We start from the raw sequence: 23,613 nt of genomic DNA, 5'->3' as shown, positions 1-23,613 counted from the left end.
CGATCGTCATCGCCCAGCACATGCCGGGCGCCTTCACCGGCCCGTTCGCCCAGCGGCTGAACGATTCCATGCCGATCCGCGTGGTCGAGGCCTCTGACGGGGAGGTGCTTCGCCCGGGTACCGCCTACGTCATTCCCGGCGGAAAGCACGGCGAACTCGCCGGTCGGCCCGGTGCCTACAAGCTCAACCTGCGTGACCCGGTGGCCGACGAGCACTACCGGCCGAGCGTGAGCCTGGCGTTCTCCTCGGCCGCGCGTGTCGCCGGGAACGATCTGCTCGCGGTGGTATTGACAGGCATGGGGGATGACGGCGCCGAGGGCGCGCGCCAGGTGACCGCCGCACGCGGCCACGTCTGGGCACAGGACCAGGCGACCAGCGTCATTTACGGGATGCCGGCAGCCGTGGCCAAGGCAAACCTGGCCGAATCGATCCTGCCGTTGGGGCAGATCGGCGCGGCGATCGGAGGGGCATTGCGATGAAGATCTGGGCCGTTGCCAATCAGAAGGGCGGGGTGGGCAAGACCACCACCAGTGTCAGCCTGGCCGGGCATCTCGCCCGCGAGGGAAAACGCGTGCTGCTGGTCGACCTCGACCCGCACGGTTCGATGACGGTCTACTTCGGCATGGAGCCCGAGGCGCCGGGGGCGAGCGTCTACTCGCTGTTCAAGGCGGCCGCCGAGGGACAGCCGCTCGATCCGACGCGGGTCGTCCATCCAACGGCATTCGAGGGCATCAGCCTGATGCCCGCCTCGACGGCCCTGGCCACGCTGGATCGCCAGCTCGGCATGCGCGACGGCATGGGGCTGGTGCTCAAGCGCTCGATCGACCGCATTCGCGACGACTACGACTGCGTGCTGATCGACTGTCCGCCGATCCTGGGCGTGACCATGGTGAACGCCCTGGCCCTGGCGGAATTCCTGATCGTGCCGGTACAGACCGAGTTCCTTGCGCTCAAGGGGTTGGAACGGATGCTGCGCACGCTGGCGATGGTGCAGCGCTCGCGTCGCCAGCGGCTGGAGTACGTGATCCTGCCGACCATGTTCGACCGGCGTACGCGGGCCTCGCACGATACCCTGCGCATCCTGCATGATCGCTACCACGATGACGTCTGGACCGACGTCATCCCGATCGATACCCAGTTCCGCGAGGCGAGTCGCCAGGGCAAGCCCCTGCCGCTGATTCAACCCGACGCCCGCGGCAGCGAGGCATACAAGCAGTTTCTCCACTGGCTGGAAACCCATGTCGACGGGGAGGCGAAGGCGCCGGCCGCCGAACTGGATGCCAGCGGTGCCCGCCTGCAGGAGTCCCGCTGATGGCCGCCGAAAAGTATTCCGACAACCGGCAGTCGATCGTCGACCAGGACGCCGCGATCACCGCCTACCTCGACGGGTTGCTGCGCGATCCGGACGCCGACGAGCCGCCCGAACCCAGCGCACCGCGTCGTGTCCCCGGGCTCAAGGTGATCAACGTGCCGGAAGCACCGGTTGTCCCCCAGGCGCGATCCGGGTCGTCTCCACCGGTCGCTCAGGCGGCCGACGACCGTGGCGAGGTCGAGCCCTCTTCCGGGGCCGGCGATGCCTGGCGGCCCGAGGCCGGCGTCCTCGGGCAGGAACCCGTGACGGTGGCCGACGAGCCGGCGACGGACGAGGCACCAACGCCGACGGAATCGCCCGCCGACACATCAGTAGAAGAGGCCGAACCCGGGACTCAAGCTGCCGCGGAGTCGGCGGTATCGCCCGGGTCCGAGGCGGTCGTCGAGCCGGGGCGGGACGGCCGTTGGGGCTGGTTGCGCGTCGGTGGCATGACCATGGCCATCCCGGGCGATGCCGTGACGGCGCGCTATCCGGAGCCCGCGCTTGACCCGGTGCCGGGTGCGCCGGCCCATGTGGCCGGGGCGCTGGCGGTCGACGGACGGCCGCGCCTGATCCTGTCGCTGGCCGCCCTTGCCGGTATCAAGGAGCGAGACCTGGCCGCGCGTGAAGTGCTGCTGCTCGGGCAGGGGGGGCTGTGGGGCGTTGTCGGCGAGCGCGTCGACCGGGCTCCCGAGCTCGATGACCAGGCCGTCGAGTGGCGTGGCGAGGAGCAGAAGGCGCATCGTCGCCCGTGGCTGGCCGGTACGGCACCGACGGCAGGCGTGGCGGTGCTCGACGTGGCGGGGCTGCGTGCGGCGCTGAGAGCGTCCCGGTGATCCAAGAGGTGAACAGATGATGAATCAAGCGATGGAAAAGACCCGGACCCCGGAAGAGTACGACGAGGAGTTGGAGTCTCAGGATCAGGGACCGTTGATGCGTTGGGTCAGCTTCACGGTCGACGACGAGACCTACGCTCTTAACGTGCTGGACGTCCAGGAAGTGTTGCGCGACGCCGAGATCACTCCGATCCCCGGGGCGCCGGATGCCATCCTCGGCATCATCAACCTGCGAGGCAACGTGGTGACCGTGGTCGATGCCCGGACCTTCTTCGGCCTCGAGGAAAAGACCTGGGACGAGAACAGTCGCATCATGGTCATCGAGGTGGCTTCCGGCGAGATCGTCGGCCTGGTCGTCGACAGCGTTGCCGAGGTGATCGCCCTGCCGCAGGCCGTGGTCGATCAGGCGATGATGGCGGTGGCCGATGATCGTGCCCGGCACATCCTCGGCATCGTGCCGCAGGACGAGAAATTGATTATCCTTGTCGACATGAAGAGCCTCTCCGACATCTCTGCCCCATGAACCTGCCGCCCCTCTGGCTCGCAGGCGCCTCGCTGATCCTCGGCCTGATCGTCCTGCTGGTGACACTGTCTTTGTACCGGGAGCTCAAACGAGCCCAGCTGACCCGCGAGCGCTGGTTTCAGACCCAGATGGAGCGCCTGGAGCGTGAGCATCGCGGCCTGGAGTCGGCACTGGCCGGTTTCGGTAGGCATATCGATCAGCTCGACGAGCGGGTCGATACCTTGGGCGAACGTATCACCCAGCTCAACGCCCGCATCGATGCCGTGGCCGCGGATGACGACCAGCCCGGTTTCGGTCACGCGCTGCGGTTGGCCTCCCAGGGGCGGATCAGCGTCGACGAACTGATCGAGGACTTCGGCCTGTCGGAGAGCGAGGCGCGCCTGCTCATGCAGGTCAACCGACCCGAGGAGGACCGGCGCTTCTCCTCGTGATCACCCCGCGAAGCCGCCCGACAAGGAAGAAGGCCCGCCGATTCGGCGGGCCTTCTTCGTCGCTGGCGCCGAGCGGTGCCTGGCGTGGAGGGCGGGTCAGTCCTCGGCCTCCCGTTGCGCGGCCGCCAGGATCTCCTCGCGCAGCAGCTCGCGTACCGGCGCCGTGTCCGGACGCTTGCCGTGCCAGAGCGTGAAACTCTCGGCGGCCTGCTCGACCAGCATGCCCAGTCCGTCCAGGGCACGCGCCCCGCGCGATTCGCCCCACTCCATGAACACGGTCGGCTCCGCCCCGTAGGCCATGTCGTATGCCACAGTGCCCGATCCGACCAGCGCGTCCGGCAGCGGCGGCAGCTGGGCGGTCAGGCTGGCCGGGGTGGCATTGATGATCAGATCGAATCGCGACTCCTCGATCCCCGCCAGCGGGCAGCCCGAAAGCTGGCAGTCGCCGGCGGCATCGCTGAATTCCTCGACCAGGCCGTAGGCCCGTTCGGGGTTGCGGTTCGCGATCACGAGTTCCTCCGGCGCCTGCTGCAGCAAGGGGGCGAGCACCCCGCGGGTCGCCCCCCCGGCCCCGAGGATCAGCAGCCGGCGGCCGGAGACATTCACCCCGTGGAAGGTCAGGTCGTTGACCAGGCCGACCCCGTCGGTGTTGTCGGCGAAGATCGGCTCGGCAGGATCCGGCGCGAACACCAGGGTATTGGCGGCCAGCGCCCGTTCGGCGCGTTCGCTATGACGGCCGGCGAGGTCGAAGGCCTCGAGCTTGAACGGTACGGTCACGTTCATGCCGCGCCCGCCACGCTTGACGAAGGCGTTCACGGCCTCCTCGAAGCCGTCGATCGGCGCCCAGATCTTCTCGTAGGTCAGTTCGAGATCGAACTGACGGGCAAAGGCCCGGTGAATCAGGGGCGACCGGGAATGTTCGATCGGGTTGCCGATCACGGCGTACAACGCAGGCGTGTTGGTTGCCATTGGGGTTCGTGTCACAGGTTCATGGGGGCGAGATGTTCGCGCGACCAGGCGGCCCGTTCGGCGGGCGTTTCATGGCGCGCGAGGTGGTCGACGTGCCGGTCGATGCGTTCGATACGGTGACGCAATCCCTCGCCGTTTGCAACCTGGATGGAAAGCCCCGGACGGGCATTGAGCTCGAGGATCAGCGGACCCAGTTCACGGTCCAGGACCACGTCCACGCCCAGGTAGCCCAGGCCGGTCATGTCGCTGCATTTCGCCGCCATTTCCAGCAGGGATTGCCAGCCGGGGATCTCCACACCGCTGATCGGCTCGCGGGTGTCGGGATGGTGGGTCACGTGTCGATTGTGGGCGACTCCATCGAGTGTGTGGCCGCCGGCCATGTCCACGCCGGCGCCGATCGCACCCTGGTGGAGGTTGGCCTTGCCATCGGATTGGGTGGTTGGCAGGCGAACCATCGCCATCGTGGGGTAGCCGCGGTAGACGATGGTGCGAATGTCGGGTACGCCCTGGAAGCTGATCTTCTCGAACAGGGGAGAGAACTTCACCCGGTACTCGATCATCGCCACGTCCGGACGCCCACCGAGGCTGTAGGCGCCGGCCAGGATGTTGGAGATGTGCAGCCCGATCGCATCGAGGTTGATGGCCCGTCCGGAACTCTTGCGGTAGATCAGCGGCTTCTCGGACTGCTTGCCGTCGATCACCAGGATGCCGTCGCCACCGGCGCCGTGGGCCGGCTTGATGACGAACTCCTCGTGTTCGCCGACCAGTTTCGACAGGTGCTTGATCTCGTGGGTGCTGCGGATCACTCCGTAGAGCGCCGGGACGTTGAGTCCGGATTCTTCGGCCAGTTCCTTGGTCAGCAGCTTGTCGTCGACCAGGGGGTAGTAGCGGCGCCGGTTCATTTCGGCGATGAACTCGCCGTTGCGCTGGTTCATCCCGAGTACGCCCAGCTCCTTGAGCCGCCGTGGAGAGATCGGCCAGTTGATGGCCATCAGCGATGGTCTCCCGGGGGGGTGTCGCCCGGCGGGTCGGGGCGGCGGGCCTGCGCGAGCGTCTTGAAGGCGCGGAAGCGGAACAGCTCGGTCAGCCGGTAGCCGGTGTAACGGCCCACCAGCAGGGTGACGGCCAGGACGACCAGGAGGAGCTCGGGGAAGACGAAGAACAGGTGCGTGACGTAGGCGTTGACCATCACCAGGTAGGCCAGCGCCGCGACCACCAGCGAGCCGGCCGCTTGCGCCAGCGCGTCGCCGGGGCCGTGTTCCTCCCACACGATCGAGACCCGCTCGATGGTCATGGCGAGGATCACCATCGGGAACAGGCCGACGGACAGGCCGATGTCGAGCTCGAGTCGATGCGAGACGACGCTGATCAGCGCCATCAACAGGATCACGACGATCACCACGGCCGCCAGTCGTGGCACGAGGAGGAGCTTGAGTCGCTCCAGGTAGAAACGGATGGCCAGACCGAGCGCGACGATCAGCGTGAACAGCACCACGCCAGCGACCAGTTGCGTCTCGCGGAACGACAGCGCGATCAGCACCGGCATGAAGGTGCCGAAGGTGCGAATGCCGATGACGTTGCGCAGCAGCACGATGATCAGCGCGCCGAGCGGCACCAGCAAGAGGATCCGATAGGTGTTCTGCGTGTCGATCGGCAGGTCGAGCAGCGAGAAGTCCATCAGCCGGGAGTCGGCAATCGTCGATTGCAATTGGGCAGTCTCGACGGCGTCACGGGCGTTGCGCGTCGTGGCAAAGGTCAGTTCCATGTCCCGAAGGCCCGACGTGGTCAGTGCCGACCGGTCGCCATGCCACCACACCAGGAACTGTCGCGGGTAGCCCACCGCCCCCGAACGCGGGTCGATCGGCACCCAGCGCCGCGAGTTGTGCACCTCGAGCCAGGTGGTGGGGGTGAGGTTGCGCCCCTCGTCGGTGAGCATGACGCCGTGGGCCATGCGTGCCGGAATGCGGGCGATGGCCAGCAGTTGGATCGCCAGCCGGGTGCGCTCGGTCTCGGTGGCATCCGGCTTGAGAAAGGCGGCGATGTTCTCGTCCGGGCGACTGGCGTTGACTTCCTTGACCAGCAGGGTGGCGAAGGTCTGGATGTCGGCCGAGCCAGCCCGGATCTCCTCGACGAACGATTCGGCGGCCGACTTGAGCGGCTCCTCGAGCTTGGGTGGTGTGGCCGGGCCCGGGTAGGGCGAGGGTTCGATCTCCTCCTGATCCCGGTAGACCGTCGCCTGGTAGTAGAGGGTCTGGTTGCCCGCCGGATTGCGCTTGGTCCAGATTGACTCGCGCTGACGGTCGCTCGACTGGGTGGTCAGGCCCCAGCCACGCGAGACGAATCCCTCGTCGAGCAGGGTGTAGTGGGGAGGGTCGGTCGGCAGGGCGAAGCGGACCGATGCCGGTGCCGTACCCGGCTTCACCCCGATCTGCGCCTCGACCGTCCACGTCTCCGTCTCGCGGTCCGGGGTCAGGGGAAAGCCAAGTGTCTGGTACTTGTACCAGGCGACCGACAGGCCGACGGCGGTCAGCAGCAGGACGACGAACAGTAGATGGAGGCGTCTCATGGTCGCGAGCAGGGCTCCGGGGAGGACAAGGGAGGTGGTTGTCGGTCGGGTTCGGGCGGCACTCGACCGACGGGCTGGCGCGAGCTGGCCGTCGTCGCCAGGATCATCAGGATCGCCGGACTCGCCGGGATCACTGGCAGTCCGGCTCGCGCGTGTCCCTGACGGCGGAATCGACCAGCACGTGGCCGGCCAGGTGATTGCGGCCCACGAGCAGCGGGTAGTTCCACTTCTTTCGCGACGTCAGGGTCACTTCCTCGGTGATCAGCCGATCGCCGATGCACAAATCGAGCTCCACCACATAGCGCTCCTGCGCCTCCTTGCCATGACGCTTGATGCTGACGGTACGGGTGATCGGCTCCTCGAGTTCCTGTTCCTCGTCCGTGTCGCGATTGACCACGATGAAGCGGACCCACTCCTCGTCATCCTTCTCGAATTTATCGATGTCGCGCGCATCGATCGACGAGGTGGTTGCGCCGGTGTCGAGTTTGGCGCGCATGTCCCGCTCGAGTTCCATCACCCGCACGTTCTCGATATAGCCGAAAATCTGCTTGTGCGTGTCATCGTCGGCCTGGACCGATGCGATCAGCGCGCAGGTCAGCACGGCGATCCCTGCCTTTACGACGCCCGCCATGCGAGTTCGGCTCATCACCGGTTATCCGTCGATCTTGCGGATGTCGCCATCGGCGGTGCCGAGGATCAGCACGTCGGCCGGGCGCAGCGCGAAGATGCCGACGGTCACGACGCCGGGCAGGTCGTTGAGTTCCGCCTCGAGCTTGGCCGGCTCCATGATGCGCAGATTGTGCACGTCGAGGATCTGGTTGCCGTTGTCGGTGACGAAGCCGTCGCGGTAGACCGGCTGGCCACCGCGCTTGACCAGCTCGCGGGCGATCATGCTGCGGGCCATCGGAATCACCTCGACCGGCAGCGGGAAGGCACCGAGCACGTCGACCAGCTTGGTCTCGTCGGCGATGCAGACGAACTTCTTCGCCATCTGGGCGATGATCTTCTCACGGGTAAGCGCGCCACCGCCGCCCTTGATCAGCTGCAGGTTCTCGTTGGATTCGTCGGCCCCGTCGATGTAGACGGGCACGTCGTTGACGCTGTTGAGGTCGAACACCTCGATGCCGTGGTCCCTGAGGCGCTTGGTACTGGCCTCGGAGCTGGAGACCGCGCCCTCGATGCGATGCTTGATCTTGGCCAGTTCGTCGATGAAGTAGTTCACCGTCGAGCCGGTGCCCACGCCGACCACGCTGCCGGCCGGGACGTATTCGATGGCCGCGGCGGCGGCGAGTTTCTTGCCTTGTTCGGTATTGCTCATCAGCTGTTCCACTCTAGTTCGGGATTGGGGCCTCGGTCGCGGCTGGTCGCGGGGCCTTCAAGATTGGTCCCGGGGATGGGGCGCGCCTCGACTCGCCGTCGTCTCCGACGAGGCGGCTCGTTCGCCCGTCAGGGCCCGATGCACGCCGACCTTTCCCGGGATTCTGATAACCTCCTATCCTATATCAAGACCACCGTTCGGCGGGCAATGCCCCCCCTTGAAACCTTTTGAAACCGTTCCCGATCACCCACCAAGAGGTGCAGATTTGACGCCCCTGCTGCGCGATTATCTCGAGGCGATCCTCAAGGCCCGGGTCTACGACGTGGCGATCGAATCGCCCCTCGAGCCGGCCATTCAGCTTTCCGAACGCATCGGCAACCGGGTGCTGTTAAAGCGCGAGGACATGCAGCCGGTCTTTTCCTTCAAGCTGCGCGGTGCCTACCACAAGATCCACAAGCTCTGGCGCGAGGGGCGTATCGGGGGCGGCGTGATCGCCGCCTCGGCCGGCAACCATGCCCAGGGCGTGGCGCTGGCCGCCCAGACGCTCGGCCTGCGCGCGGTGATCGTGATGCCCGAGACCACCCCGGCGATCAAGGTCGACGCCGTGCGTCGGCGCGGCGCGGAGGCCGTGCTGGTGGGCGATGCCTTCGACGACGCCTTCGCCCACGCCAGGACGCTGATCGCCTCCGAGGGGCTCACCTACATCCCGCCCTACGATGACCCGGACATCATCGCCGGCCAGGGCACCGTGGGCGCCGAGATCCTGCGCCACCACCCCGATCCGATCCACGCGATCTTCGTGCCGGTCGGTGGCGGTGGCCTGATCGCCGGCGTGGCCGCCTACGTCAAGGCGTTGCGTCCCGAAATCCGGGTGATCGGGGTCGAGCCGGCGGATGCCGCCTGCCTGGCCGCCGCGATGAAGGCGGACGAGCGCGTGATCCTCGAGCAGGTGGGGCTGTTCGCCGACGGGGTGGCCGTCAGGCAGATCGGCGAGTATCCCTTCGAAGTGGCGCGCGAGGCGGTCGACGAGGTGATCACCGTCGACACCGACGAGATGGCCGCGGCGATAAAGGACATCTTCGACGACACCCGCAGCATCAACGAGGCGGCCGGAGCGCTCGCCACGGCGGGCCTCAAGCGTTACGCCCGCGAGCGGGACCTGACCGGCGAGACCCTGGTGGCGATCGCCTCCGGGGCGAACATGAACTTCGACCGGCTGCGCTTCGTCGCCGAGCGCGCCGAGATCGGCGAGCACCGCGAGGCGCTCTTCGCGGTCACCATCCCCGAACGTCCCGGCGCATTCCTCGCCTTCTGCGAACTGCTCGGGCGGCGCCAGATCACCGAGTTCAACTACCGTTACGCCGATGCCGACCGGGCGCACATCTTCGTCGGCATCAAGCTCGCCGAGCAGGCCGATCGCCAGCGGGTGTTCGAACAGTTCAAGTCCGCCGCGCTGCCCGCGATCGACCTGACCGACAACGAGATGGCCAAGCTGCATGGCCGGCACATGGTTGGCGGGCACGCCGGCGATATTCGCGACGAGCGGCTGTTCCGCTTCGAGTTCCCCGAACGGCCCGGGGCGCTGCTGAAGTTCCTCTCCCACCTCGGTGCGCGCTGGAACATCAGCCTGTTCCACTACCGCAATCACGGTGCCGACTACGGTCGGGTGCTGGTGGGCATCCAGGTGCCCGAGGACGAGGTGTCCGAGCTGACCGCCTACCTCGAGCAGTTGCGTTACCCCTACTGGGCCGAGAGCGACAACCCCGTCTACCCGCTGTTCCTTGCCTGAGCCTCAGACACTCGGCGTTGACCGCTATGGCAGGCGGGCAACTGCCCTCCCGAGCGGATCGTCGGGCCAAAGCCCGAACACGGGGTGGTTTCTCTCCACGTTCACGGCGCGATCAGGACGGTTGTGGGCGGGGCTTTCAGCCCCCACGTCGACCGTCAGGTCGACTTTTCGTCAGCCCTGATCCTCGAGCGAGAGGATGTGCTCCCATTGGTCCTCGGTCACCGGCATGATCGACAGGCGATTGCCACGGCGCACCAGCGGCATCTCCTCGAGGGCCGGGTCGGCCTTGAGTTCGGTCAGCGGGATCACGCGCTTGGTGTGGCGGACGTACTTGACGTCGACGAGGAGCCAGCGGGGCTTGTCCGGGTCGGACTTGGGGTCGTGGTACTTCGCGTCCGGGTCGAAGGCGGTGGGGTCGGGGCGCGGCTGGCTGACGATCTCCATGATGCCGACGATGCCGGGTACCTTGGTGTTGGAGTGATAGAAGAAGGCGCGGTCGCCCGGCTTCATCTCGTCGCGGATCATGTTGCGCACCTGGTAGTTGCGGATGCCGTCCCAGGGTTCGGTGCCGACGCGCTCGAGATCGTCGATGGAAAAGGCGTCGGGCTCGGATTTCATCAGCCAGTAGGCCATTGGCGTCTCCTGTGCGTCTGGATGCGGTGTCAGGTGGGACGGGCGTCGATCACGCCGGCGTCGGTCACGATGTAGTCGAGCGGCTGGTCCCAGGGGTCGACCGGCAGGGCCTCGGTCTGCTGGTCGGCGAAGGCCACGCCGATCGCCAGGGGGCGGCGGCCGCGCCGCTGGGCCAGCGCCCGGTCGTAGAACCCGGCGCCCATGCCGAGGCGATTGCCGCGCGCGTCGAAGCCCACCAGCGGGATCAGCAGGGCGTCGAGGCTGTTGATGCCGCGTCGGCGCGGGTCACCGGATTCGATGATGCCGAAGCGATTGGTACGCGGCATCCGCCGGCGCGAGCAGGCGGTGGGCGGATCGGCGTGGTGGAAGGCCAGCCGGTTGTCCGGCAGCACGCGCGGCAGCCAGATCTGGCCGCGATGGCGCCTGAGCCAGCCGTCGAGCTCGGGCTCGCCGTCGAAGGCGCAGTAGGCGGCCACCACGGTCAGGGACAGCCCGCGGGCGAGCCGCTCGAGATGCGCCTCGATGCGGCGGATGGCCTGGTGCCGGGCAAAACCGCCCAGCGCCTTCCGGCGAGCGCGCAGGGCTTTTCTCAGGGCGGCTTTGTCGGGCTGTTGCATGATCGTCGCAAGGAAGGCCCGCACGGGCCCGAAACCGCGCTGGCTCGACGAGCCATCGGGAATCGCGGTTTCGGGCCCGTGCGGGCCGTTTCGGTGTGAGGTGTCTTCCAGAACGCCGCTGGCGGCGCTACGACCTTGAACCGGAAGGTTCAAGTCGGGGGCTCCGCACGGCTCATCAGGCTTTCCGCGCTGGGCGCGGACATGCGCACAGAACCGTTTTGTCGCCCCCTGTGTCGCAATTTAAGGCTCAAGGGATTGAGCGCTGCCTGGCGCACGTCCCAGAAGACTGACTCTCATGCTAGGGGCGCTCGCCGAAGCTTTCAAGGATTGTTGCGTCGCCAGGCGATCTGTTCGCCGGCTCAGTGCTGCTCCATGGCCTCGAGCAGACGATCGATGCGCCCGGCCAGCTCGCCATTGTCGAGGTCGGCCGGCAGTTCGAGCTCGCGCCCTTCGAGCAGCTGGCGGGTGATGTTCAGCGCGGCGAGCACGGCGATCCGCTCGGTGCTGAGCACCTTGCTGGTCTTGCGGATCTCGGCCATCTCGTCGTTGAGGTACTCGGCGGTGCGCAGCAGCATGCCTTGCTCCTCGGGCGGGCAGACGATGCGGTAGTCCTTTTCCATCACCCGGACGGTGACGGGGCGGTTCGGCTGGCTCATGGGTCAATCCTCGCGTTGGGTCTCGGCGGCCTCGTTCTCGAGACGCCGCAGCTGGCCGGCCAGTTCCTCGATCCGGTCGTGGCTGTGCTCGATGAGTCGGCGCAGCTCCCGGTTCTCCTCGGCCAATGAGGTCGCCTGCGCGCGCCATTCGTTGCGCTCGGCATGGGCATGCTCCGCGGCGGCGAGCAGTCGTTCGATCTTGTCGGCAAGCCCTTCGGCCATGTGTCGAATCTCCGCGTGAATCGCCCCGGTGCATCCGTTCGGATGCCGGGCGGGGTGACGGGTGGGCGAGCGCCCGAAGTCCCCCGAGAGTCTATCATTTGGCCAGCTAAGCGGTGACAATGTGTCGGGTCGCGAGGCCCCGAGCCCGGGTAGCCATGACGGGCGGACAGAGCGGTCGAACAATCCGGGCGAACATGTATTGAGACGCGCAATGACCGAATATCAACGAATCCAGCAGTCGCTCGACTCCATCGGTGCGCTGGCCAACCCCGCCGAGGCGCATGGCGTGCTGATCGGCATGTGGATCGGCGGCGGACCGACCGAGCAGTCGCGCTGGCTCGCCGAACTGGTCGAGGAAGACGAGCCGCCGCAGGCGGTGCCTGCCGAGCTTGCCGGGCTCTACCAGCGCCTGGTCGAGCAGGTCACCACGGCCGACAACCTCGGTCTCGACCTGGTGCTGGCCGACGAGGAGGCCAGCCTCAAGGCGCAGGTGGAGGGCCTGATCGACTTCGCCCAAGGCGTGCTCTACGGCTACGCGATCGAGAACGGCCCGGCACGCCGGGCGCTCGGGGACGAAGCCCGCGAGGTGTTCGACGACCTCGGCGACATCGCCCAGCTCGATCCCGAGTCGGTCAAGACCGAGGACGACGCCTTCGATATCCACCAGATCGAGGAGTACCTGAGCTCGGCGCTTCTCGTGATGTACCTGCAGCTGCATCCGCCGGTGCCCGAGACGGCAGGCTCGCAGCGGCTGCAGTAGTCCGACGCCCCATCGATTCCCGACACGAGCGACCCAATGCAATTGATCGGTCCTTCTCCCACCGAGCGACGTGAATACCAGCGCCGCCGCAAGCGCCTGATCAAGGCGATCGGCAAGCGCAGCGCGGCCATCGTGCCGGCGGCCGTCGAGCAGCGGCGCAACCACGACAACCCGTGGCCGTTTCGCCAGTCGAGCGACTTCTACTACCTCACCGGCCTGGCCGAACCGGACGGGCTGCTGGTGATCTGCCCCAAGCGTCCCGAGGGCGAGGTGGTCGCCTTCGTCCACCCGCGCGACCCGGAGCGCGAACGCTGGGAAGGCCCGCAGCTCGGCACCGAACGCGCCCCGGCGACACTGGGTATCGACCAGGCCTTCGCGATCGACGAGATCGACGAGCGACTGCCGGAGCTGCTCAAGGGCTACTCCAAGCTCTACCTGCCCTTCGACGAGCACGACTGGGTGGTCCGGGCGCTCGGCTGGTTCGACGAGCTGCGCCGCGGAGCGCGGGCCGGGATACAGCCGCCGCAGACGCTCCGGGACGTGGCCGACCCCATCCACGAACAACGCCTGGTCAAGTCGGCGCAGGAGATCGACCGGTTGCGCCGGGCCGCGGCGGTGTCGGTCGAGGCGCATCTCGCCGCCGCGCGGGGCGTGCACGCGGGACTGTTCGAGTTCGAGATCGCCGCGATCCTGCAGAAGGTGTTCGCCAGCGCCCACGGTGAGCCGTCGTTCGCGCCGATCGTCGCCGGCGGGGCCAACGCCTGCGTGCTCCATTACCGGGCGAACGCCGCCGAGCTCAAGGACGGCGAGCTGGTCTTGATCGACGCCGGGGCCGAGGTGGACTACTACGCCGGCGACATCACCCGCACCTGGCCGGTCAGCGGCACGTTCAGCAAGCCGCAGCGGGCGCTCTACCAGGTGGTGCTGGACGCCCAGCTGGCCGCGATCGAGGCGATCGGCCCCGGCGTGTCCTTCGATGCCCCGCACCAGGCCGCCGTGCGCGTGATCACGGAGGGCCTGATCGAGCTCGGCCTGATCGAGGGGCCGCTCGACGAGGCGATCGAGGCGGGGCGCTACCGTGCCTACTTCATGCATCGCACCGGCCACTGGCTGGGTTCGGACGTCCACGACGTCGGCGGCTACCGTGTCGACGGCGACTGGCGCGAACTCGAGCCGGGCATGGTGATGACCGTCGAGCCCGGCCTGTACATCGACCCGCAGTCGGAGGCTCCCGAGGCATACCGCGGCATCGGCATCCGCATCGAGGACGACGTGCTGGTCACCGATGATGGTTTCGAGGTGCTTACCCGCGGTGTGCCCAAGCGGATCGACGAGATCGAGGCGCTGTTCGCCGGGCGGCGCGATCCCGTCAGCCAGCCGCTCGAATAGAACACTGGAGCAAGCCCTGGAGTGAACCGCAGCATGACACGCGATTCGGCCGTGCGAGACGAAGCATTCGACACCGACGTGATGATCGTCGGTGGCGGCATGGTCGGCGGCGTGCTGGCGCGCGCCCTGGCCGCGGACGGCTGGACGGTGGAGGTGATCGAGCCGCGTCAGCCGGACGACTCGGCCAGTTTCGACCGACGCCTGACCGCGGTGGCCGATGCCGGCTGGCAGTACCTCGACACGCTCGGCCTGGTCGACGCACCGCTCGCCGCGGCCGCCGAGTGCATCCGCGAGGTGCGGGTGTTCGACCGGGGGCATTTCGGACTGACCCGCATTACCGCCCGCTCGGCGGGCGTCGAGGCGCTTGGGTACGTGATGCCCAACCGCGCGCTGGGCGAGCGCCTGGAAGCCCTGCTGGCCTCGCCGCCGGCGGGGGACGGGCGGATCCGTTACCACCGCCCGGCACGTTATGAGCACCACGACACCGATGCCGACGGTGCGACCGTCGTGTTCCACGTCGATGGTGAAGGGCTAGTGACGCGCCGAGCGCGACTGGTGGTCGCGGCGGACGGCGCCGATTCCACCGTGCGCGAACAGGCCGACATGGCGGTCCGCCGCCGCGAGTACGATCAGGTCGCCACGGTGGCCACCGCCATGCCGGCGCGTCCGCACGACGGGGTGGCCTTCGAGTGCTTCACCACCGGTGGCCCGCTGGCGGTGCTGCCGGCCGCCGAGGGACGGGTCTCGCTGGTCTGGGTGGCGCGCTGCGCTGAGGCCGAGCGGCTGGCCACGCTGGATGACGAGGCCTTCGCCCGAGCCGTGGACGAGACCTTCGGCCACCGTCTGGGCGGCTTCTCGGCGCTGTCCCCGCGGGGCCAGTACCCGCTCACCCTCGTAACCGCCAATGAGCCGGTCGCCGACCGGCTGGTGGTGCTGGGCAATGCCGCCCATGCCCTGCATCCGGTCGCGGGGCAGGGTTTCAATCTCTGCCTGCGCGATATCCGGGACCTGGCGCGGGTGCTGCGTGCCGATCGCGGTGCGCCGGTCGATCCGGGCGACCCGGCCCGCCTGGCTCGTTACCGCGCGCTGCGCGAGGCGGACTACCGGCGCACGATCGGATTGACCGACGGCCTGGTGCGCGGTTTTTCGCTGGACCTGCCGGGACTGGGGCATCTGCGCGGCGGAACCTTGTCCGTGTTCGACGGGCTGCTGCCATTCAAGAATCGCCTGGTGCGCGCCACGCGGGGGATCGCCTGATGGCGGCCGTGCACCGGGTGGATGTGATCGTCGTCGGGGGCGGCATGGTCGGCGCCGCTACCGCGCTGGCACTGGCGCAGGCGGATCTCGAGGTCGCCGTGATCGAGCGCGAGCCGCCGGCGCCACTGGCCGGTGACGATCCCTTCGACCTGCGGGTCTCGGCCCTGGCACCGGCGAGTATCGCGCTGCTCGACCGGCTGGGCGCCTGGGCGAGCATTCGCGCCGAGCGCGCCGCCCTCTATCGGCGCATGCGGGTCTTCGATGCCGCCGGCCCGGGCGACCTGACCTTCGATGCCGCCGAGGTGGGGCGGCCGTATCTGGGTTACATCGTCGAGAATCGACGTGTGCAGCTGGCGCTGTGGTCGCGGTTGCGCGACTTCGACAACGTGGAGTTCTTCACCGGCAGCGAACCGCAACGTCTACAGTCCGGCGAGCGGGAGGTGGCTCTGACGCTCGCCGACGGACGCGAGCTGCGCGCCGATCTCGTGATCGGGGCGGACGGACAGCGCTCCTGGGTGCGCGAGGCGTCGGGCATCGGTGCGAGCAGTCGCGACTACGCGGTCGCCGCGCAGATCCTCTCGGTCGAGACGGCCTACCCGCAGCAGGACATCACCTGGCAGCGCTTCACCCCGGACGGTCCGCAGGCGTTCCTGCCCCTGGCCGGCCCTCGCGGCTCGCTGGTCTGGTACGACGCCCCCGAACGGGTGCGCGCCCGGCACGCCCTCTCGCCCGAGGCATTGCGCGAGTCGGCCATGGCCGCGTTTCCCGAGGAGCTCGGCGAGATCACGCGGGTGGCGGATCAGGGCTGGTTCCCGATCCGCCGCCTGCATGCCCACCGCTACTGGGCCGATCGCGTGTTGCTGGTCGGGGACGCGGCACATTCGATTCACCCGCTGGCGGGGCAGGGGGCGAACCTCGGTTTCGCCGATGTGGCGGCATTGGCGTCGGTCATCGACGAGTTGGGCGACCGAGGCCTCGGCGATGTGCGACTGGCACGCGCCTACGAGCGTCGCCGCCGTGCCGACAACCACCTGGTCCAGTCGTTGATGGATGGCTTTGACTGGGGCTATCGCCGCCGCGATCCGCTCACCATCGCCGCCCGTACCGTGGCGACCCAGCTGGTGGCCAATGTGCCGCCCCTGCGTCGCTGGATGACACGGATGGCGGGAGGTCAGCGCCTTGACGAATAAGGCATTGTTCGAATCGCCCGAAAAGCAGACGGCGAGACTTCTGATCAGCTGGGGGCTGCGATTGACCCGGCTGCTCGGCATTGCCGGGGTGGCCGATCACGAGAATCACGCGGCCCGCCGCTGGGCCATGCGTCTCGAGTTGCCCCTGTTGCTGATTTCCCTGTGGATCCCGGTGCAGTGGTATCTGGAGCATACAGGCCAGGTCGAGGTGGGGCAGGGCTTCTGGATCGATCAGCTCATCTGGGGGTTTTTCCTGGTCGAGCAGCTGATTCTGCTCGCCCTGGTCAAGGACAAGATCTTTTACTTGAAGACCAACTGGTTGCTGGTCGCCGTGGTGGCCGTTGGTTTGCCGTTGATCCTGATCGAGGCCGTGGCGTTCATGCTGGGGCTGCGCTTGCTGCGCGCGCTGCTGGTGTTGATTACGGCACTTCGGCTCGGGCGCCGTTACTTCCGCGAGCTGGGCCGGCACGTGTTCTTCGCCATCGGGCTGATGACGGCATTCCTGCTGGTGTTGGCAGGCTCCCTGATGCCGGTACTGGACCCGCAGACCTTCGACGATTTCAGTGACGGGGCCTGGTGGGCGCTGGTCACCTTGTCGACGGTCGGCTATGGCGACCTGGTGCCTCAGACTGACGCCGCCCGGGCGATGGGGTTCGTGTTCGTTGGTCTGGCGGTTGTCTGGCTGGCCCTGATCAGCGCCTCGACCGCCGCCTTTCTTGTCGGCCTGCGAATGGAGGCGAGCACCCAGAACGAGGAACGCATCGACATGCAGATGCTGTCCCGGCTCGATCGGATCGAGGCCTTGCTGGAACGCGATCTGGCGGCGCGAAGAGACGAGGAGTCTCGTCTGGCCGACAGCGAGAACAAACACGAACCACCGGGACGGTAGTGCCTCGACTCAGGCCGGACGGTGCCCTGCTACCAGCGCCCAGTCGCCCAGCTCGCGGAAGGTGGTGACCTCGTTGCCGGCGGCCGTCCAGGCCGCGGCCACGGCATCGGCCTGAGGAGCGAGGATGCCGGACAGCGCGAAGCCCGCACCCGGCTTGAGGTGGCCGCTGAGCATCGGGGCCAGTTCGATCAGGGTGGGGGCGAGGATGTTGGCCAGCAGGCCGTCGACCTGACGATCGGCGGGGTACTCGTCGGCCAGGTACAGCGAGAAGCGCGACGGATCGATATCGTTGAGGTCGGCGTTGCCACGGCTGGCGGTGAGTGCCTGCGGGTCGATGTCGGTGCCGTCGACCTGCCGCGCGCCCAGACGCAGGGCCGCGATCGCCAGGATCCCCGAGCCGCAACCGGCGTCCAGCCAGTGCTGCCCGGCGATCTCCTGCGTCTCCAGCCATTCCAGGCACAGGCGCGTGGTCTCGTGCTTGCCGGTGCCGAAGGCCAGTCCCGGGTCCAGCCGGATCGCGATGCGCTCGCCGGACGATCCGCCTTCCTCCCATGCCGGTTCGATGATCAGCCGTTCGCCGATCGGCATGGCGGTGAAATCGGCCTGCGTGCGGCGCACCCAGTCGTCCTCGTCGAACACCGCGTGGCCCAGCCGGTCGAGCAGGGCGGGGCGCAGTACTCCGTGCAGCGTGGCGACGATGTGCGCCGGCGAGACACTGCCCTCGAACAGTCCCACCACGCGGGTCTCGGCCCACAGCGGGGCCTCGCCCGGCTGCGGTTCGAGCACCGGCTCGTCGCCAAGCTCCTCGAGGGTGACCGACAGGGCGCCGGCAGCGAGCAGGGCGTTTTCGACCGCCTCGACGTCCGCTTGTGGGACGTCAAGCCAGAGGTGCTGCCACTCGTCGGCCATCAGGAAGTGATTCCGAGGCGCTTGTGCAGGAAGTGGATGTCCATGCCGCCGGCGATGAAGTTGGCATCCGACGTCAGCTCGCGGTGCAGCGGGATGTTGGTCTTGATGCCGTCGATCAGCATTTCCTCGAGCGCGCCGTTCATGCGGCGGATCGCCGCTTCGCGGTCGCCGGCGTGGGCGATCAGCTTGCCGATCATCGAGTCGTAGAACGGCGGTACCGAGTAGCCGTTGTAGATGTGCGAGTCGACCCGCACGCCCAGTCCGCCCGGGAAGTGCAGGTTGGTGATCTTGCCGGGGCTGGGCGCAAACGTGGCCGGGTCCTCGGCGTTGATGCGGCACTCGACCGCGTGCCCGCGGAACTCGACGTCGTCCTGGGTCAGTTGCAGCGGCACGCCCGCGGCGATCGCCAGCTGCTCCTTGACCAGATCGATGCCGGTGATCATCTCGGTGACCGGGTGCTCGACCTGCAGGCGGGTGTTCATCTCGATGAAATAGAACTCGCCGTTCTCGTACAGGAACTCGAAGGTACCGGCACCGCGGTAGTTCATCCGCTTGCAGGCCTCGACGCAGACCGCACCGATCTTGGCGCGCTGCTCGGGCGTAATGCCCGGGGCTGGCGCCTCCTCGATCACCTTCTGGTGGCGGCGCTGCATCGAGCAGTCGCGCTCGCCCAGGTGGATGGCGTTGCCCTGGCCGTCGGAGAGCATCTGTACCTCGATGTGGCGCGGGTGCTCGAGGAACTTCTCCATGTAGACCGCCGCGTTGCCGAAGGCCGCGCCGGCTTCGCTCCTGGTCATCTCGATGGCGTGGTGGAGGTGCGCCTCGGTGTGCACCACGCGCATGCCGCGACCACCCCCGCCGCCGGCGGCCTTGATGATGACCGGGTAGCCGATCTCGCGGGCCAGCCGATGGTTCTCGTCCGGATCGTCGGCCAGCGCACCCTCCGAGCCGGGTACGCAGGGCACGCCCGCCGCACGCATGGTCTCCTTGGCGGTGACCTTGTCGCCCATCATGCGAATGGACTCGGCGGTCGGGCCGATGAAGATGAAGCCGGATTCCTCGACCCGCTCGGCGAAGTCGGCGTTCTCGGAGAGAAAGCCGTAGCCCGGGTGGATGGCCGATGAATCGGTCAGTTCCGCGGCGGCGATCAGCGCCGGGACGTTCAGATAGGACTCGTTCGATCGCGGGCCGCCGATGCAGACCGACTCGTCGGCCAGACGGACGTGCTTGAGGTCGCGGTCGGCGGTGGAATGGACGGCCACGGTGCCGATGTCGAGCTCGCGGCAGGCGCGCAGGATCCGCAGCGCGATCTCGCCGCGGTTGGCGATCAGGACCTTGTTCAGCATCTTGGGGAAACTCCTGGAAAGACGAAGCCTGGGAAGACGAATGCGGCTGGATGCGGGTCGGGCAGGCGGGCCTTACTCGATCACGAACAGCGGCTGGTCGTACTCCACCGGCTGGCCGTTTTCCACCAGGACGGCCTTGATCGTGCCGTCGACCTCGGCCTCGATCTGGTTGAACATCTTCATCGCCTCGATGATGCAGATGGTGTCACCCTTCCTGACGCTGGTGCCCACCTCGACGAACGGGCTGGCGTCCGGCGAGGAGGCGCGATAGAAGGTGCCGACCATCGGCGAGTTGATGGTCTTGCCGCTGGCCTCGGGTGACTCGCTCGGGGCCGCTTCGCCGGACGGTGCGGGCGCGTGCGCGACCGGCTGCGGCGCGGGGGCCGGCGCGGCGGCGTGCATCACGGCAGGCTGCTGCGAGTGACGCGAGATGCGTACCGACTCCTCGCCCTCCTTGATCTCGATCTCGGCGACGCCCGACTCCTCGAGCAGTTCGATCAGCTTCTTGACCTTGCGGATATCCATGACGGGTTCTCTTGCGTTGTGCGTTCGAATCAGGCGGACGGTGCGTCCAGGTGAGCGATCAGGGCGGTGAGGGCCAGTTCGTAGCCCAGCGCGCCCAGCCCGACGATGCTGCCGACGGCAATGTCCGAGAAATAGGAATGCTGCCGGAACGTCTCGCGGGCATGAATATTGGAGAGGTGGATCTCGATGAACGGCAGGTCGATGGCGAGCAGGGCGTCGCGCAGGGCCACGCTGGTGTGGGTCCAGGCGCCGGGGTTGATCAGCACCCCGTCCAGCCCCTCGTCGCCCGCGCGGTGCAGCCGGTCGATGGCCTCGCCCTCGTGGTTGCTCTGGAAGTGCTCCAGGGCGAGCCCCTGTCCCTCGGCGGCCCGGTCGAGGCGCTGACCGATATCGGCCAGCGTCAGTCGTCCGTAGCGCTCGGGTTCGCGGCTGCCGAGTCGATTGAGGTTGGGGCCGTTGAGTACCAGGATCCGTTTCATGGAGACTCGCTCTCGTCGACGGGCAGAATGACCGTGTCCCCGCCGGGGCGGTGCCCGACGAGTCGATGATTGTCCCGCATTGTGCCGGTTGGTGTTGTCGAAGTCACGCGTTCGCCGTCGTTTTTTTGCCAATCGCCACCCATTGGGCGATTTTTCACGAACTTGTGTGGGTGGCGGGCACCCGTTGCAAAAGAGCCCCGCGATCGCGGGGCTCCGGGAGGTCAGCGATCGGCCACCGCCGAGACGTGGCCGAGGAACTCGTCGGGCGGCTGGTAGCCGACCACCCAGTGCTCGCGGACCCTCTCGCCGTCGGCATCCCAGAAGATGATGCCGGGCGGGCCGTAGAGGTCGAAGCGCTTGAGCAGGGCCTTGTGATCGGCGTTGTTGGCGGTCACGTCGGCCTGCAGCACCAGAAATCCGTTCAGGGATTCGATTACCTCCGGATCGCTGAAGGTGTTGTGCTCCATCTCCTTGCAGGTGACGCACCAGTCAGCGTAGAAGTCGAGCATCACCGGCTGACCGGCATCCTTCGCCTGGGCCAGCGCCTCGTCGAGTTCGGCCTCGTCGTCGACCTGACGGAACTCGAGTTCCGCGGTCTCGCTGCCGCCCCCGCCGAGCGAGATGCCGGACAGCGGTGCAAGTGGCGTTCCCTTGGCGCCGGCGGCCACGCCGACCAGTATCAGCGCCCCCCAGAGGAGCAGTACCAGTCCGAGCGACTTCCACAGGCGCAGCCAGCCGGAGGCGGCCTCTCGCAGCGACTCGGTCGCCCCCATGTAGACCGCCGAGGCAATCAGCAGCACGGCCCACATCAGCTGGGTGACGGCCGCCGGCAGGAAGCGCTCGAGCATCCAGATGGCCACCGCGAGGAACAGTACGCCGAAGACCGCCTTGACCGCGTCCATCCAGCCACCGGCCCTGGGCAGGTACTTGCCGCCCAGCGTGCCGACGAGTATCAGCGGCAGGCCCATGCCGATCGACAGGGCGAACAGCGCCAGCCCGCCGATGACCGCGTCACCGGTCTGGCCGATGTAGATCAGCGCGCCGGCCAGCGGCGGGGCCATGCAGGGGCCGACGATCAACGCCGAGAGGAAGCCCATCACGGCCACGCCGGTGAGCGTGCCGCCCTGCTGCCGGTTCTGTACCTGCATGATGCGCGACTGGATCGAGGAAGGCAGTTGCAACTCGAAGAAGCCGAACATCGAGAAGGCCAGCGCGACGAAGATCGCGGCGAACACCGACAGGACCCAGGGGTTCTGGAAGGCGGCCTGCAGGTTGGCGCCGAACAGCCCGGCGAGCACACCGGCGACGGTGTAGGTGAGTGCCATGGCGAGCACGTAGACCACCGAGAGCACGAAGGCCTTGCGGGTGGTGATGTGCTCGCCGTGACCCGCGATGATGCCCGAGAGGATCGGGATCATCGGGAACACGCAGGGCGTGAAGGCCAGCAGCAGGCCGAAGACCAAGAAGCCCAGCACGATCGCCCAGGGGGTACCCTCGACCAGCCGCTGGGTGATCATGTCGGTTTCCGAGCCGGCCGGGGCCCGCTCGGCGGCCTCCGAGGCGTCCTGGTCACGCTCTTCTCCCTTGTCGGAAGCGTCGGACCCGGACGGTGCCTCGGACGCCTCGTCGCCCAGTGCCGGCATCTCTTCGAGCGGGGTGAGTCCACCGATATCGTCCGGGACCTCGTCGAGGCGCTCGGCGTCGCCCGCGGCCGGATCGATGCGCCAGGCCTTTTCCATCGGCGGGTAGCACAGGCCCATGTCCGCGCAGCCCTGGTAGCCGATCACCAGGGTGTAAGGGGCATCGGCCTTCACGGCCAGTTCGGTTTCCAGCTGGTCGTGGAAGATCCGGACGGTACCGAAGTTGGGATCGTCCTTGCGCTCGCCCTCGCCGATGTGTGCCGCCCTGATCTCGGCGCCGTCACCGACAGCCGCCTTGGTGCGCTCACGGTACAGGTAGTACTCGGGCGTGATGTCGAAGCGGACGAACACGCTCTCGCCATCGATGATCACCTCGGGGACGAAGGCCTTCTCCGGATCCATCGGCTCGTTGTCGCCACCGCCAAGACCGTCCAGGCCGATCCCGCCGTCTCGGGATTCCGCGCCGGACGGTGCCGATTCGCTGCTCTTCTCCTCGGCTGCCGACGCGCCCTCGCCGGCGCCGGTTTCGGGTATGTCGACGGTCAGTTCGTGCGTCTCGGGCGGGTAGCAGACCCCGTGGATGTCGGAACAGCCCTGGTACTCGACGGTGACGGTCGCCTCGCCGCCCGGGGCGGATTCGACCGGGACACGCGCGGTGAAGTCTTCCTTGTACACCGGCGTTTCGCCGAAGACCGGGTCGTCGTCGATGACGGCCTCGGGCAGTTGCGGCTCTCCGAGTTCGACCGCATCGCCGCCACGGATCTTCAGCTTGTCCTGGTAGAGGTGGTAGCCCTCGACCACGCGGAAGTCGAGGCGCAGTTCACCGTCGTCGTGGCTGGCCTCGATGCCGAAGGCCTCCTCGGGGCCCAGCAGTTCGGGCTGGGCGTTTGCCGCCGTCTGCCACGCGAGGGCAGCGGTGGCTAGCAGGAAGGCGGCGATTCGCACCCAGGGTGCGGTCAGGGAGTGGTTTGCACGCATTGCTGAACCCATTCGGAGTAGGACTGGCTGCTTTCGGCGGGCAGAATGACCACCTCGGGGCAGTCGTAGGGATGATGACGCTCGATCGCCTCCTTGAGGTCGTCGATGCGGTCGAGACTGGTCTTCATGTGGAGCTGGTACTCCTCGTCGCGGCACAGCTCGCCCTGCCAGTGATAGGCCGAGCGGACCGGGCCGACGGTGTTCACGCAGGCGATCAGTCCCTCGGCCAGCAGGCGGGCACTGAACTCGTCGGCCGCCTTCGGGTCGTCCAGCGTCGTGATGACCAGTGCTATTGTGCTTTGCTCGATCGTCATTACTGTCTGTGCGTTGGCTCGTTGGG

Annotated in this window: 26 protein-coding genes and 1 other RNA gene; 11 read left to right on the top strand and 16 right to left on the bottom strand. The window is 67.6% G+C overall.

Annotated features, from left to right (window positions below; all coding sequences use genetic code 11):
* From ACLFRM_RS02670 to ACLFRM_RS02650, 5 genes are all read left to right on the top strand, one after another.
* Positions 1–479 (top strand): CheB methylesterase domain-containing protein (locus ACLFRM_RS02670; protein ID WP_410754167.1); only part of this gene is annotated, 479 nt, incomplete at its 5' end.
* On the top strand, positions 476–1,312 hold the full coding sequence (locus ACLFRM_RS02665; RefSeq protein ID WP_410754166.1) for a ParA family protein: 837 nt from the start codon (positions 476–478) through the stop codon (positions 1,310–1,312). The genes ACLFRM_RS02670 and ACLFRM_RS02665, both read left to right, overlap by 4 nt.
* On the top strand, positions 1,312–2,187 hold the full coding sequence (locus ACLFRM_RS02660; RefSeq protein WP_410754165.1) for a chemotaxis protein CheW: 876 nt from the start codon (positions 1,312–1,314) through the stop codon (positions 2,185–2,187). The genes ACLFRM_RS02665 and ACLFRM_RS02660 overlap by 1 nt, the downstream gene beginning before the upstream one ends.
* A 16-nt stretch (positions 2,188–2,203) precedes the next feature.
* Entirely contained in the window at positions 2,204–2,710 is a 507-nt protein-coding gene (locus ACLFRM_RS02655) for a chemotaxis protein CheW (RefSeq protein WP_410754164.1), read from the top strand.
* Positions 2,707–3,141 carry a DUF2802 domain-containing protein gene (locus ACLFRM_RS02650; protein WP_410754163.1) on the top strand — a complete coding sequence of 145 codons (435 nt, stop codon included), beginning with the start codon at positions 2,707–2,709 and terminating at the stop codon, positions 3,139–3,141. The genes ACLFRM_RS02655 and ACLFRM_RS02650 overlap by 4 nt, the downstream gene beginning before the upstream one ends.
* Positions 3,142–3,237: 96 nt before the next feature.
* Here ACLFRM_RS02650 and aroE read toward each other — a convergent pair whose 3' ends face one another.
* The 5 genes from aroE to rpiA all read right to left on the bottom strand — a co-directional run bounded on the left by aroE (position 3,238) and on the right by rpiA (position 7,994).
* A complete protein-coding gene (gene aroE / locus ACLFRM_RS02645; protein ID WP_410754162.1) occupies positions 3,238–4,110 on the bottom strand; it encodes a shikimate dehydrogenase in 873 nt (290 codons plus the stop codon).
* A gap of 11 nt (positions 4,111–4,121) precedes the next feature.
* Positions 4,122–5,102, bottom strand: coding sequence for an alpha-L-glutamate ligase-like protein (locus ACLFRM_RS02640; protein ID WP_410754161.1), 981 nt, complete (start codon positions 5,100–5,102; stop codon positions 4,122–4,124).
* Positions 5,102–6,676, bottom strand: coding sequence for an inactive transglutaminase family protein (locus ACLFRM_RS02635; RefSeq protein WP_410754160.1), 1,575 nt, complete (start codon positions 6,674–6,676; stop codon positions 5,102–5,104). The genes ACLFRM_RS02640 and ACLFRM_RS02635 overlap by 1 nt, the downstream gene beginning before the upstream one ends.
* Positions 6,677–6,806: 130 nt before the next feature.
* Positions 6,807–7,322, bottom strand: coding sequence for an ATP-dependent zinc protease (locus ACLFRM_RS02630; RefSeq protein WP_410754159.1), 516 nt, complete (start codon positions 7,320–7,322; stop codon positions 6,807–6,809).
* 6 nt (positions 7,323–7,328) lie between these two features.
* On the bottom strand, positions 7,329–7,994 hold the full coding sequence (rpiA, locus tag ACLFRM_RS02625; RefSeq protein ID WP_410754158.1) for a ribose-5-phosphate isomerase RpiA: 666 nt from the start codon (positions 7,992–7,994) through the stop codon (positions 7,329–7,331).
* A 265-nt stretch (positions 7,995–8,259) separates the two neighbouring features.
* On the opposite strand from rpiA, the gene ilvA reads away from it, so the two are divergent.
* Positions 8,260–9,783: a threonine ammonia-lyase, biosynthetic gene (gene ilvA / locus ACLFRM_RS02620; RefSeq protein WP_410754157.1), complete on the top strand. Its 1,524-nt coding sequence runs from the start codon at positions 8,260–8,262 to the stop codon at positions 9,781–9,783.
* A 171-nt stretch (positions 9,784–9,954) separates the two neighbouring features.
* Here ilvA and ACLFRM_RS02615 read toward each other — a convergent pair whose 3' ends face one another.
* The 5 genes from ACLFRM_RS02615 to ACLFRM_RS02595 form a co-directional block, all read right to left on the bottom strand.
* Positions 9,955–10,416 (bottom strand): EVE domain-containing protein, encoded by a 462-nt coding sequence (locus tag ACLFRM_RS02615; protein ID WP_410754156.1) that lies wholly within the window; start codon positions 10,414–10,416, stop codon positions 9,955–9,957.
* Between the two features lie 29 nt (positions 10,417–10,445).
* A complete protein-coding gene (locus tag ACLFRM_RS02610) occupies positions 10,446–11,033 on the bottom strand; it encodes a 5-formyltetrahydrofolate cyclo-ligase (RefSeq protein ID WP_410754155.1) in 588 nt (195 codons plus the stop codon).
* Positions 11,034–11,133: 100 nt separating this feature from the next.
* Positions 11,134–11,321: non-coding RNA, 6S RNA (gene ssrS, locus ACLFRM_RS02605), on the bottom strand.
* A gap of 71 nt (positions 11,322–11,392) precedes the next feature.
* Positions 11,393–11,689 (bottom strand): cell division protein ZapA, encoded by a 297-nt coding sequence (locus ACLFRM_RS02600; RefSeq protein WP_156227946.1) that lies wholly within the window; start codon positions 11,687–11,689, stop codon positions 11,393–11,395.
* A 3-nt stretch (positions 11,690–11,692) separates the two neighbouring features.
* Complete coding sequence (locus ACLFRM_RS02595) at positions 11,693–11,911, bottom strand: hypothetical protein (RefSeq protein ID WP_410754154.1); 219 nt, start codon at positions 11,909–11,911, stop codon at positions 11,693–11,695.
* Between the two features lie 211 nt (positions 11,912–12,122).
* Between ACLFRM_RS02595 and ACLFRM_RS02590 the strand changes: the two genes are divergently transcribed.
* From ACLFRM_RS02590 to ACLFRM_RS02570, 5 genes are read left to right on the top strand one after another with little or no spacing between them, the layout of a single operon-like run.
* The gene (locus tag ACLFRM_RS02590; RefSeq protein ID WP_410754153.1) at positions 12,123–12,671 is read left to right on the top strand and encodes a UPF0149 family protein; all 549 of its coding nucleotides are present in this window, start codon (positions 12,123–12,125) and stop codon (positions 12,669–12,671) included.
* Between the two features lie 36 nt (positions 12,672–12,707).
* The gene (locus ACLFRM_RS02585; RefSeq protein ID WP_410754152.1) at positions 12,708–14,060 is read left to right on the top strand and encodes an aminopeptidase P N-terminal domain-containing protein; all 1,353 of its coding nucleotides are present in this window, start codon (positions 12,708–12,710) and stop codon (positions 14,058–14,060) included.
* A gap of 33 nt (positions 14,061–14,093) precedes the next feature.
* Positions 14,094–15,317 carry an FAD-dependent monooxygenase gene (locus tag ACLFRM_RS02580; protein ID WP_410754151.1) on the top strand — a complete coding sequence of 408 codons (1,224 nt, stop codon included), beginning with the start codon at positions 14,094–14,096 and terminating at the stop codon, positions 15,315–15,317.
* On the top strand, positions 15,317–16,507 hold the full coding sequence (locus ACLFRM_RS02575) for an FAD-dependent oxidoreductase (RefSeq protein WP_410754150.1): 1,191 nt from the start codon (positions 15,317–15,319) through the stop codon (positions 16,505–16,507). Before ACLFRM_RS02580 ends, ACLFRM_RS02575 begins: the two co-directional genes overlap by 1 nt.
* 4 nt (positions 16,508–16,511) lie before the next feature.
* Positions 16,512–17,396, top strand: coding sequence for a potassium channel family protein (locus ACLFRM_RS02570; protein ID WP_410754149.1), 885 nt, complete (start codon positions 16,512–16,514; stop codon positions 17,394–17,396).
* Between the two features lie 9 nt (positions 17,397–17,405).
* On the opposite strand, the gene prmA is transcribed toward ACLFRM_RS02570, so the two are convergent.
* The 6 genes from prmA to cutA all read right to left on the bottom strand — a co-directional run bounded on the left by prmA (position 17,406) and on the right by cutA (position 23,587).
* Positions 17,406–18,305: a 50S ribosomal protein L11 methyltransferase gene (gene prmA, locus ACLFRM_RS02565; protein WP_410754148.1), complete on the bottom strand. Its 900-nt coding sequence runs from the start codon at positions 18,303–18,305 to the stop codon at positions 17,406–17,408.
* The gene (accC, locus tag ACLFRM_RS02560) at positions 18,305–19,651 is read right to left on the bottom strand and encodes an acetyl-CoA carboxylase biotin carboxylase subunit (RefSeq protein WP_410754147.1); all 1,347 of its coding nucleotides are present in this window, start codon (positions 19,649–19,651) and stop codon (positions 18,305–18,307) included. Before accC ends, prmA begins: the two co-directional genes overlap by 1 nt.
* 72 nt (positions 19,652–19,723) lie before the next feature.
* Entirely contained in the window at positions 19,724–20,176 is a 453-nt protein-coding gene (accB, locus tag ACLFRM_RS02555) for an acetyl-CoA carboxylase biotin carboxyl carrier protein (protein WP_410754145.1), read from the bottom strand.
* 29 nt (positions 20,177–20,205) lie between these two features.
* Complete coding sequence (aroQ, locus tag ACLFRM_RS02550) at positions 20,206–20,655, bottom strand: type II 3-dehydroquinate dehydratase (protein WP_410754143.1); 450 nt, start codon at positions 20,653–20,655, stop codon at positions 20,206–20,208.
* Positions 20,656–20,876: 221 nt separating this feature from the next.
* Entirely contained in the window at positions 20,877–23,273 is a 2,397-nt protein-coding gene (gene dsbD, locus ACLFRM_RS02545; RefSeq protein WP_410754141.1) for a protein-disulfide reductase DsbD, read from the bottom strand.
* The gene (cutA, locus tag ACLFRM_RS02540; RefSeq protein WP_410754139.1) at positions 23,252–23,587 is read right to left on the bottom strand and encodes a divalent-cation tolerance protein CutA; all 336 of its coding nucleotides are present in this window, start codon (positions 23,585–23,587) and stop codon (positions 23,252–23,254) included. Before cutA ends, dsbD begins: the two co-directional genes overlap by 22 nt.
* Positions 23,588–23,613 lie beyond the last annotated feature (26 nt).

This window comes from Guyparkeria sp., assembly GCF_046540515.1.
GTDB lineage: Bacteria > Pseudomonadota > Gammaproteobacteria > Halothiobacillales > Halothiobacillaceae > Guyparkeria.
Note: the sequence above shows the minus strand (reverse complement) of the source record. Positions and strands in the feature narration are given on the sequence as shown.